This is a genomic window from Providencia sp. R33 (assembly GCF_019343475.1).
Lineage (GTDB): Bacteria > Pseudomonadota > Gammaproteobacteria > Enterobacterales > Enterobacteriaceae > Providencia.
Map to the genome: position 1 here is coordinate 3,872,919 of NZ_CP072453.1, position 11,925 is coordinate 3,884,843.

Annotated in this window: 8 protein-coding genes and 1 pseudogene; 4 read left to right on the forward strand and 5 right to left on the reverse strand. The window is 40.8% G+C overall.

What is annotated here, in order from left to right; translation table 11 throughout:
- Window positions 1-260: 260 nt before the first annotated feature.
- From fdoI to fdnG, 3 genes are read right to left on the reverse strand one after another with little or no spacing between them, the layout of a single operon-like run.
- A complete protein-coding gene (gene fdoI, locus J6836_RS18205; protein ID WP_219249545.1) occupies window positions 261-902 on the reverse strand; it encodes a formate dehydrogenase cytochrome b556 subunit in 642 nt (213 codons plus the stop codon).
- Complete coding sequence (gene fdxH, locus J6836_RS18210) at window positions 899-1,837, reverse strand: formate dehydrogenase subunit beta (protein WP_219245276.1); 939 nt, start codon at window positions 1,835-1,837, stop codon at window positions 899-901. Before fdxH ends, fdoI begins: the two co-directional genes overlap by 4 nt.
- 9 nt (window positions 1,838-1,846) lie before the next feature.
- Window positions 1,847-4,894, reverse strand: coding sequence for a formate dehydrogenase-N subunit alpha (fdnG, locus tag J6836_RS18215; RefSeq protein WP_219245277.1), 3,048 nt, complete (start codon window positions 4,892-4,894; stop codon window positions 1,847-1,849).
- Between the two features lie 520 nt (window positions 4,895-5,414).
- Between fdnG and J6836_RS18220 the strand changes: the two genes are divergently transcribed.
- The 4 genes from J6836_RS18220 to J6836_RS18235 all read left to right on the forward strand — a co-directional run bounded on the left by J6836_RS18220 (window position 5,415) and on the right by J6836_RS18235 (window position 9,834).
- Window positions 5,415-6,155 (forward strand): MurR/RpiR family transcriptional regulator, encoded by a 741-nt coding sequence (locus J6836_RS18220; RefSeq protein ID WP_219245278.1) that lies wholly within the window; start codon window positions 5,415-5,417, stop codon window positions 6,153-6,155.
- 193 nt (window positions 6,156-6,348) lie between these two features.
- A complete protein-coding gene (locus tag J6836_RS18225; RefSeq protein ID WP_219245279.1) occupies window positions 6,349-7,905 on the forward strand; it encodes a PTS transporter subunit EIIC in 1,557 nt (518 codons plus the stop codon).
- A 14-nt stretch (window positions 7,906-7,919) separates the two neighbouring features.
- Window positions 7,920-9,290 carry a class-II fumarase/aspartase family protein gene (locus J6836_RS18230; protein ID WP_219245280.1) on the forward strand — a complete coding sequence of 457 codons (1,371 nt, stop codon included), beginning with the start codon at window positions 7,920-7,922 and terminating at the stop codon, window positions 9,288-9,290.
- A gap of 205 nt (window positions 9,291-9,495) precedes the next feature.
- Entirely contained in the window at window positions 9,496-9,834 is a 339-nt protein-coding gene (locus tag J6836_RS18235; protein WP_219245281.1) for a hypothetical protein, read from the forward strand.
- Between the two features lie 50 nt (window positions 9,835-9,884).
- Here J6836_RS18235 and ytfE read toward each other — a convergent pair whose 3' ends face one another.
- Window positions 9,885-10,547 carry an iron-sulfur cluster repair protein YtfE gene (ytfE, locus tag J6836_RS18240; RefSeq protein WP_219245282.1) on the reverse strand — a complete coding sequence of 221 codons (663 nt, stop codon included), beginning with the start codon at window positions 10,545-10,547 and terminating at the stop codon, window positions 9,885-9,887.
- Between the two features lie 60 nt (window positions 10,548-10,607).
- A pseudogene (gene norV / locus J6836_RS18245) lies at window positions 10,608-11,804 on the reverse strand (anaerobic nitric oxide reductase flavorubredoxin); the annotation flags it as partial.
- Window positions 11,805-11,925: the final 121 nt, after the last annotated feature.

Below are 11,925 nucleotides of genomic sequence, written 5' to 3' on the forward strand. Positions count from 1 at the left end.
ACCTAAATACGAGTGATTAAGCATGATGACTTTTCATACTTTTTAGTCGTACTAAAAAGAGTCAGTGTGCAGAAAGTATGGAATTGTTGAAGCACAAAGTGCATTTTTGTGATACTGGTTTCGTTCCCGGAGATAAATTGATTTATGAGGGAATATTGTTGTGTTGGCACTAAGAAGAGGTGGGCTGTAAATGGCATCTGCGGGTAAAAATTTGCCAAACAGCACCATAAATGACGCTGCTTGGCGGTTTTAATTTACGATTATTCTTTCTTCTCTTTCTCTTCTTCTAATACTTCTCGATACCAACGAGGATGGTGTTTTCTTGCCCATCCACGTGTTACCCAGCCTTCGACCATACTACGAATAGAGCCTTTTACCCAAAAGGCTGCATAAGCATGAACAACAACCGTGATAATCAGAACGATTGCAGACAGTGAGTGTGCCAGTAATGCCGCGCGGATGATTGAAATCGAGAAATAATCCGCGAAGTAAGGACGCCAAATAATAATCCCACTGACTGTGAGGACGATAAGGCACAGGCTGAGAACCCAATAAATCCCTTTTTGGCCAAGGTTATAATGACCAATATCGCCAGCTTCCTCATTACGTAAAACTTTATGAATGTTTTTAGCCCAAATAAGGTCTTGTTTATCCACAAAATTATATTTTAAGTATCTGAAAAACATAAAAATAAATAAGAATGCCATGACGCTACCGACAAACGGGTGCAGTAAGCGTGATAATTGTGGCGTTCCTAAGATATTCATAAACCAGTTTAATGAGGGGAAAAAGAAACCTAACCCACTGAATGCCGTAAAAATAAAGGCAATGACCACCAACCAGTGATTAATACGCTCAGATGCGCTATGGCGTAAAATCGTGTCGCTGTGCTTTTTCATCAGTGTTGATCCTCTTTGTGCTCAGACGGTACAGTTTGAGAAGCCGCTTCTTTATCTTTTTGCGCTTCTTCCTCATCTTCTTCTGTGGTGTGGTTAGGCCCAATACCGAAGTAATGGAAAATAGCGCCAGCAAAGGTTGCTGCAAAGCCCACTGCGGCCAAAGGTTTCCAAATTCCCTTCCAGAATTTTACCGTTTCACTGATTTCTGGATTTTCAGGGAGCCCATGGTAAAGATTGGGTTTATCGGCATGATGAAGAACATACATAACGTGAGTTCCGCCAACACCTTGTGGGTCATAAAGCCCGGCATTTTGATAGCCACGGGTATTCAGCTCAGCAACACGTTCTTGAGCAAGATGTTTCATATCTTCTTTACTGCCAAAATGAATTGCACCGGTTGGGCAGGTTTTTACACATGCAGGTTCTTGACCCACTTCGACACGATCGACACACAATGTGCACTTATAGGCACGATTATCCTCTTTATTGATTCGAGGGACATCAAATGGACAACCTGCGATGCAGTAACCACAACCGATACAGTGCTCCGATTGAAAATCAACAATACCGTTAGCATATTGGACAATAGCACCTTCCGCTGGGCAGGCTTTTAAGCAACCCGGGTCAGCGCAGTGCATGCAACCATCTTTACGGATTAACCATTCTAATTTGCCATTTTCTTCAACTTCAGAAAAGCGCATAACCGTCCAAGATTTTGCCGTTAAGTCGATAGGGTTATCATAAACACCAATATTGGTGCCCACTTGGTCACGAATATCGTTCCATTCTGAACAGGCCACTTGGCAGGCTTTACAGCCAATACAGACCGTAACATCAATCAGTTTTGCGACTTCTTCTTGATGGTTGCGCACTTGTGGTGCTGGTGTAAGGCTATTCGTTGCCGAACGGCGAATAATATTTTGAGATTGCAGTGACATAATTTCTCCTTACGCCTTTTCAACATTGACTAAAAACGCTTTATATTCAGGCGTGAATGCATTTGCATCACCAACCGATGGCGTCAATGTATTGGCAAGGAAACCTTTTTGTGTTGCTCCCTCAAAGCCCCAATGGCAAGGGATCCCAATGGTTTCGACCACATTACCATTGATGGTTAATGGGCGAATACGTTTGGTGACCACGGCCTTGGCTTTAATAAAGCCTCGTTTGGCACTGACTTTGACTTCATCACCTTGTTTAATGCCTTTTTGTGAGGCTAATTGCTCACCAATTTCGATAAATTGGTCAGGCTGCGCAATGGCATTTAATAACGAATGTTTCGTCCAATGACGGAATAGCTCAGTAATGGAGTAAGTGGTTGCTACATAAGGAAAATCTTTTGCATTGCCTAAGTGATCTTTATCATAGCTATATAAACGGGCTACTGGGTTACGCGACACTTTTGGATGCAAAATATTATGTTCTACTGGGGATTCAAACGGTTCGTAGAACTCAGGGAATGGGCCGTCAGCCATTTTATCCACGGCAAATAAGCGACCAACACCCTCAGGCTGCATAATAAATGGCCCTACACCGCTGTTTGGCGGGGCATTACCAAAATCAGGAACATCAAAGCCCCCCCATTGGGTACCATCCCACTTAATGAGTTGGCGTTTTTCATCCCATGGTTTTCCACTTGGGTCGACTGACGCACGGTTATAGAGAACACGGCGGTTTTGCGGCCATGCGAACGCCCAACCCGGGGTACAACCTAAACCAGATGGATCTGCATTATCGCGGTTTGCCATCTGATTGCCTTTTTCTGTCCAGCAACCAGAATAGACCCAGCAAAAACTGGCTGTTGAGCCATCGGATTTCAATTGGTGGAAGCCATCAAGTTGCTGCCCTTTCTTGAATAATAGCTTGCCCGCATCATCATAAATATCCTGCATCGCTTGGCCATTCGCTTCCCTTGCCACTTCTTCCGGTTGTGGATCATAAGGGTCAACATAGTTCCAAGAGAGATTCATTAATGGCTCAGGGCAAACACCGCCTTCTTCTTGGTATAGTTGGCGTAGGCGCATCAATAAATGCCCCAAAATTTTACCGTCATGCCATGCTTGAGCGGGTGGTCGTGAGCCCGCCCAATGCCATTGTAACCAGCGCCCAGAGTTTGCGATTGAGCCATTTTCTTCTGCAAAACATGAGGATGGAAGGCGGAAGACTTCGGTTTGAATATCGGCGGTATTGACATCGTTCATCTCGCCATGGTTTTGCCAGAAGTTTGATGATTCAGTAACCAAAGGGTCAATGATGACCAGATATTTGAGCTTCGAAAGCGCTACACTACATTTGTTTTTATCAGGGAATGCAGCTAATGGGTTAAAACCTTGAACGATATAGCCGTTCATTTTGCCATCAACCATCATTTGGGTTTGCGCCATGATGTCATAGCTCTTATCCCATTTAGGTAGCCAGTGATAACCCCATTCATTGGCTGCGGTGGCATTGTCACCCCAAAAGCTTTTCATTAAGCTAATGAAAAAATCGGGCGTTCTTTTCCAGTAGTTCACTTGGTCAGGCACGATTGAGCTTGGTGTGATTTGCGACAGATAGGTTTGTAGTGAATCCTGTTTCTCATTGGGTAACGGCATATAGCCCGGTAGATTCAAAGAGAGTAACCCTAAATCGCTATAGCCTTGGATGTTGGAGTGGCCACGTAGCGCATTAACACCACCACCCGGCATACCTACGTTACCTAGTAATAGCTGGATCATACCTGCGGTACGAATAGTTTGTGCCCCGCCAGTGTGGTGAGTCCACCCTAAAGCATACAAAATGGTCGACGTTCTATCTTTGCCAGAAGTCGAGGCAAGTTGTTCACAAATATAGATAAAATCGTCGAGTGGTGTACCACACAAGGTTGTGACAACTTCAGGCGTATAGCGAGAAACGTGTTGCTTTAATAGATTCCAGACACAGCGAGGGTGTTGAAGTGTTTCATCCTTGAGCGCATGGCCATTTGCATCGGTTTCATAATGCCAAGAGCTGCGGTCATACTGCTGTTTATTATCATCAAAGCCACTAAAAAGCCCATCTTCAAAGTGATAGTCTTCGCGAACGATTAATGGAGCATTGGTATAGGCTTTGACATACTCATGTTGAATTTTATTATTTTCAATAAGGTAGCGGATAACACCAAGTAAAAATGCCGTATCTGAACCCGCACGAATTGGAGAATACATATCTGCCACAGATGCACTGCGGTTAAAGCGTGGGTCAACAACAATGACTTTGGCATTATTTTTGATCTTGGCTTCGATAACCCATTTGAAACCAACGGGATGAGCTTCCGCCGGGTTTCCACCCATAATTAAAATGACGTTGGCATTTTTAATATCAACCCAGTTGTTGGTCATTGCACCACGACCAAATGTCGGGGCAAGTGCGGAAACAGTTGGGGCATGGCAGAGTCGGGCTTGGCAGTCGATAGCGAGCATGCCTAATGAGCGAGAAAATTTATTATCGAGAATGCCTGTTTCATTACTCGCCGCCGATGAACACAACATGCCTGTTGTCAGCCAGCGGTTAACTTCTTGGCCTTTTTCATTATGCGTAACGAAGTTTTCATCGCGGTCTTTTTTCATTAAACGCGCAATTTTGTCTATCGCTTCATCCCATGAAATACGTTCCCATTTATCGGAACCCGGTTTGCGGTATTCTGGGTATTTTAGGCGGTTTTCACTGTGGATATAGTCGATAAGCCCCGCCCCTTTTGGGCATAACGAGCCTCGGCTAACAGGGTGATCAGGGTCGCCTTCGATGTGATAGATATTTTTTTCTGCATTTTTTGCGCCATCACCTAAGCTGTACATCAAAATACCGCAACCCACGGAACAATAGGTACAGTTATTACGTGTTTCGATAGAGCGTAAGAGCTTATATTGGCGAGAACCTGCGAAAGATACATTTGGGGCAAAACCAAGTAGTGCAGCGGAAGTTCCTGCCATACCACCGGCACAGATCTTGAAAAAAGACCGTCGACTGACTTGCATCAGCGTCTCCTTGTTAATTGATAAGAAAGCCCAAGGCTAGGTCGTTAAAAACAACCTATCCGCGGCGAATTTCATTTTTCAATCATTCAAGACAGACCTGAGCATCATGTTCGAACTCAATGTAATGAACTACTACATAAATGATGGGCGCTAATTATAATTACTAAAAAAAATAAATCCATAGTAACAATATGGAAACAGTTAGGTAGAAAATTGCATAACAAAAGGTGACATACCAAAGGATAATCGATAAATTCCCTCTTTAGCGGGCAATATGACTAAATCTGTATTGCTCAGGGAAATATCTTAATAAACTAAGTTATTTTTTTAGAACATATTGTTTTAATTAAATAATTGCAGCATCTCACAAATTTACCTCCCTGAATTCTACATAAAGTCTCTATCTGGCGTATAATCAGCAAATTGATTATTTTGTGCTATTTCATCATTATTAATCATCATCACGTTATTGGCCCCTGCAGTATAATGGGATTTTTCGGCAAAATTGGTCAGGTGGGATATGTTGGAATTTTTAAAAAATTACGATAATTTAACGATCAGTGAAAAAAAGGCTTTAAAATACCTGAACGACAATATTGCCGATATACCATACTTAAATATCAATGATTTAGTTGCTAAAACGTATGTGTCTAAAACAGTCATTATTAATTTATCGCAGAAATTAGGCTTTAGTGGTTTTAAAGAGCTTAAATTTCAAATTAATAATTATATTCTGTCCAAAAATAAAACTGAAAAAGTCACTCCCGCTTCCTACAAAAAACAACTTGAGAAAAACATTAATAAAAGCTTTACGCTGATTAATGAAGATCAAATAAATGACTGTGCGAATATCTTACATAAATCGCGAAATATTTTTATTGTTGCGAGGGGAACCAGTAAGGCAGTGGGTTATTATCTTGAGCACTTACTCTTTGCATTAGGTCTGCACTGTTTTTTTATTAATGACTACAATTTGTCTGATTCTTTCACTAGGCTCGTTAGCAAAGATGATACGGTGATATTTATTTCCCTTTCTGGCGGCACAAAAAAGATTATTGAAACCGCTAAAATTGTCCAATTAAAAGGGGCGAATATCATTAGTATGACGGCATTCAATACCAATGAATTAACCAGTTATACCGATAATACGCTTTTTTGTTTCGCAGACAGCTACGATACTAAAAGGGATGACACCAAGTCCCGTATCGGTTTTTTTATCTTAGTTGATTTACTTATCAATGAGTTAGAAAATCTACTTTAGATAACTTCCTTAACTTACCCTTTTTATATCATCACCTTTTTATTGTTATTTTTAACAATAATGATGTTTCAAAATGACCTAGGTCATAATTTATGACCTAAGATAATTTTTAAAACCGGGACATCATTTCTTTTATAAAACCCCCAAGCTAGTATGCCTTTAATTCTAATAATAGAAGTCATAAGGAAAAAGTATGGCCAGAAGAAAGTTTGGTGAATCTATCCAACGCTTTGGGAGAACATTACTCCTTCCGATTGGTGTGCTTGCACCTATCGGTATGATATTGGGTATCAGCGGTGCGTTAGTGCAAACGTATATGATTGCACGCTTTCCTTTCCTCGGAAATGAAACAGTTAACGCTCTATTAGTTAGCATTCGTTCTATTGCAGGGGTGATTTTCGATAATATCCCATTGCTGTTTGCGATGGGGGTTGCTTATGGGATGAGTCAGAGAGATAAGGGGATTGCCGTCTTTGCGTCGGTAGTCGGTTACTTATCCTTGATCATTACCATGAATATTTGGTTGGTTCTCACCGGCAAGCTCGCTGATGCAGCGATTATGAGCCAAGTGGGGCAGATTAAAGTCCTTGGAATACAAACTCTGAATATCAGTGCCGCAGGGGGGATTATTACCGGTTTAATTGCCTCTTGGGCGACTGACAAGTTCTATAACCTTGAGCTCCCAACCGCGTTTGCATTCTTCTCTGGTAAAAAATCAGTGTCTATTATCATGATTGGTTTAATGATCATGGTCGGCGCATTGTTACCGTTTATCTGGGAAGTTTTAGTTCAAGGCTTAATGAAGCTATCCGCCGTGTTTTTGAGTCCAGTTGGGCCATTCTTTACCGCAGGTGGTGAGCGTTTATTCATTCCGTTCGGGTTGCACCACGTCTGGAACGTGTTGTTCCGATTCACGGAAGCGGGCGGTACTTATGTTATTGATGGGCAAACTTTTGTTGGTGTTGTTCCTGCATTAACTGAAGTGTTATTCAAACAAGGCCCTAACAGCGAATATTGGGCAATGATGCCAAGTTTGACCCGCTTTATGGCGCAGCAACAAATGTTAGTAACGCTGTTCTTATTCCCTGCTATCGCACTGGCAATTTACAGAACATCGAAGAAAGAAAACCGCGCAGAAGTGAAGTCGATGTTGGTGACAATGGTACTGACCGCGATGCTGGGTAACGTGACCGAACCGCTCGAATTTACTTTCGTATTTATTGCGCCACTGCTGTATCTCATTTACGCGATTATTGTCGGTATTGGGGCGGTATTACTTTCTTTCGCGGGTGTTGCTATCGGTTATATCCGAGGAACGGTATTCGACTTCACGATATTTGGATTGCTATATGAGCACACCAACTGGATATTCTTGGTCATCATTGGTAGCTGTTTAGCCGTCGTCACTTACTTTATTTTCTACTGGGCGATTATTAAATTTGATATCAAAACCCCGGGTCGTGAAGAGTCCAGCAATCTGAAAAATACCTTAATTAAAGAAAAGCGTTATGGCGAAATTGCGGAAATTTTAATCCAAGCGTTAGGCGGCAAACAAAATATTCGTAACGTGGATAACTGTATTACTCGTATGCGTATTGATGTGGGTGAAGTGAATCAAATTGATAAAGATTTAATGTTGGAATCAGGATGTACCGCATTCTTCTTTCCATCGGCAAACCATGTCCATGTCGTTTATGGGCCGAAGGTTGAATTCGTTCGCAATGCTGTTGATGAAGCAATGAAGAAATAAAGAAGGGATACGAAATGAGAGCATTATACGATTCTAAAAGTAAAACCATTGATGACCGAGGTATTAAGGCGCTTTTATCTGATGAAGCGAAATATACGACTTGGTTAATGTTTGAATCTATGTTGGCTCAAGCACAAGCGGAACAGGGGTTTATTCCCCAGTCCGCAGCTGATGAAATCAAAGAAAAGGCCATTATTGAAAATATTGATTTCGAAGAAATGAGCCGTATTTACCAAAAAATTGGCCATGGATTTGTACCTTTTCTGAAAGTATTAGTAAATGCATGTTCAGAAGAGAGTGGTAAATATATCCACTACGGTATTACCACTCAGAATATTCAGCAAAGTTCCCAGCTGTATATGATGAAAACAGTACACAACAAATTTATGCTGTTACTGAGTGAAATCATTGAGAACTTATCGGGATTGGCAGAAAAAACCAAACATATGGTCATGCCGGGTCGAACTCATGGGCGCCATGCAATCCCGATCACTTACGGCTATAAAGTGTCGGTGTGGATCAGTGATTTTATTGACTGCTACCAGCGTATGAAAGAGTGTGAGAAACGCGTATTCACTATCATGATGGGAGGGGCGGTTGGCGCATTTAACTCTATGCCAGGTATTGGCCTAGAAGTACAAAAACGCGTCGCTGAGCTAACGGGTATGCATGCGATGGAAGTGCCATCAAGAAACCTAAGTACCCATAAATTAGAATATATGGCGAACTTGGCGCTGATGGCGAATATCTGCCATAAAATTGGCGAGGAAGTTTACAGCACCACATTGGAAGAAATTGCTGAAGTTTCTGAAGGATTTACCAAGGGCACGGTGGGTAGCAGCACGATGCCTCACAAGATTAACCCTAAATTAGCAAAAGGGATTATTGCGAATTCACAGAAATTATACTCTTTGCCAAGTGTGGGTATGTACTCAGCGGTACGCCCTTATGAAGGCGACAGTAGTTCTTATATGTTATTCGATGGCTTAATTGAAGAAGCGTTAGAGTTAACGACAGAAATCCTATTAAGAACTGAAGAGCTTTCAAGAACTATCGTTCCTCATGAAGATAGAATGCTGCATAACGTATTGAGAAATAAAGGATTAGACAATACTGAATACGTCATGATGAAAATGGCAGAAAAGCTGGGGAAAGATAAAGCCCATGAGCTGCTATATGAAGAAGCGATCAAGACTGCGGCGGACGGTGAGGATTTCTATACTAATCTAACCAAAAACAGTGTGATTTCAGCTGCTTTTAGCAATGATGAAATTAAAGCGATGCTTGACCCGCGTTCTTATATTGGTCTGTCCGTTGAGATAGCAGAAAAAGAAGCTAAACGTGGCTTAGCTATTTCACAAGAAATTAAAAAAAGCTACCAGTAGCAATCATTAAAAATAATAAAAGAGCGACCTATTCATTAGGTCGTTTTTTTTTGATAAGAAATAATAGCGTATAACTGATTATGTTTTTTTAAGTTGTACTAATTGATAAGTTTTTCATTTAACGTTTTTTTATTTATACATAGATACGGCATCTCAACTGTTGAGCCGTCATTTTTACTCTCTTAAATAAAGGTGAAAATTATCTATGTCTAAACAATATCGCTTTACAGCTAAAGCTGTTGATTTTCTATTACCTAATATTAAAAATGCAAATAGAGATGAAAGTGTTATTCATATCTATGCGACAGGTTCTTTTGAAAATGAAGTGGAAGTAAAAAAAATACACTTTATCCTCAATGGTTTGGCGATAAATTCTGCACCTTTTACGGCTCTGCTTGCATTTGTTTTTGGCTCAAAAGGGACTGATGCAAAAACGGGGTTTACTCCACCAACTAAACTGGTTTTTACCTGTACGGAGAATGAAATGAATGAAGGTGTATTTGATATTGTATCTATAGGACTGGAGTCAGAAGGCCTTTGGTAAAAATATTATCGCCGCTTAGTAAAAAGCAGCAATAATATTTGGAAAAATGTTTACTCGCCCGCTAATGCTCTTGGGAATAGTAAGTTGTTTTCTAAGTTAATATGATTCATTAAATCATCTATTAATTCATTGATCCCATTATAAAGCACACGCCAAGTGGTACAGGCTTCTGCGGGAGGTGTCACATTATCTGTGATGCCTTTAATCGCTTCTAATAAATCCCCAGCATCATCATGTTCTTGTTCCATGACACTAATTGGGCCCGCTGCATTTTGCCCTAAACCATTTTTAATCATCGGGAACAATACGCGTTCCTCTTTCATCATATGGCTTGTTAATTCTTCAAGCAGCGCTTCAAGGTATTTTGCTAAACCACTCGGAACGGTTGGCTTATTGGCATGAACTCGCTCGACCTTTTGTGCCTGTAAAATCAGTTCAGGCAATTGTTCTCTGTGTCTATCGTGATAACGGACAATAATAAAATCAATAATTTCACCTAGCGGGGCCGCTCGCCAGTCTTTCTCTAATGTTTCGTTTGATAATTCCACTAATTGTTTTTCTAATGTTTCAATGTCTAAATTCAATTTTTCTGCACTTCGATTGAGCGTTTGTTTTCCGCCGCAGCAATAATCCATATTGTATTGGCGAAAAAGCGCTGATGCTCTTGGAATCGATAAGGCAAGCTGGCCAAGTGTTTTATCTCTTAATTGCATGTGAGGTGTCCTCTATAAAATCATAAAATTCTTATTGTGCTTTGGTCAGTACGTTTATGCAGATAAAGCCCATTTACGTGCAATATCTCGGCCATATTCACGGCAGCTTTCTAGCGTTGCAGTATCTGGTTTCCATTTTGCTTTTAATGATAAGGCGGTATCAAACCCTGCATCCATTAGCCGCGTTTGCACTCGATCAACGGCGCCACCATTCCAGCCAAAGCTGCCAAATGCTGCCGCTTTTTTATTTAAAAATCGTAACCCAGTAATTTCCTCAAGCATGCCTGCAATTTTGGGCATCATCACGTTGTTCATGGTTGATGTGCCGACAAGGGCGCCTTTAGAACGAAATACATGTGTAATGATGTCGTTTTTGTCACTTCTTGCGATATTGAAAATCTTAACGGCAACATTAGGGTCAGCCTCATTAATACCTTGTGCAATGGCATCGGCCATTAAACGGGTATTATTCGACATGGTATCGTAGAAAATTGTGATGCGGTCTTCTTGATAATCAGCCGCCCATTTCAAATATAATTCAACAATTTGCGTTGGATTATCTCGCCATACCACACCGTGTGACGTTGCAATCATATCGACTGGCAAGTTAAAGCCTAAGATCTCATTAATTTTCGGGGTCACTAAGCGGCTAAAGGGTGTCAGAATATTGGCGTAATATCGCTGACATTGATCAAACAGTTCATTTTGGTCGACTTCATCGTTGAATAACCGTTCATCACAATAGTGTTGCCCAAACGCATCGTTACTGAAAAGAACGGCATCGTCAGTAAGGTAAGTCATCATGCTATCAGGCCAGTGGAGCATGGGGGTTTCAATAAATATCAGCTGCTTATTATTGCCAATATCTAGGGTATCCCCTGTTTTGACGACATTAAAATTCCATTCAGGGTGATGATGGTGACCATTGATTGAGTCAATAGCGTTTGCGGTGCAATAGATAGGCGTGTTAGGAATATAGCTCATGAGCTCAGTTAAGGCTCCTGCATGGTCTTCTTCTGCATGATTGATAACAATGTAATCGATATCATTTAAATCAATCTGACTGCGTAGATTTTGTACAAACTCGCGGCTAAATTTATGGTCTACCGTATCGATAAGGACATTTTTCCCCTCACAAATCAAATAGCTGTTATAGCTACTTCCTTTGAGTGTTTTGTACTCAGTACCATGAAAATCACGCACTTCCCAATCACGTTGACCTACCCACTGAATGTTATTTTTTACATGAATCGCCATATTAATTTTGCCCTATATTTCTTTGGAGTATACAAAGACATAATCAATAACCATGCCATGTTTTTATCTAATTGATTTTAAATAACTTTATTATTTTTAGAAAAATAAATATGTCAAAATG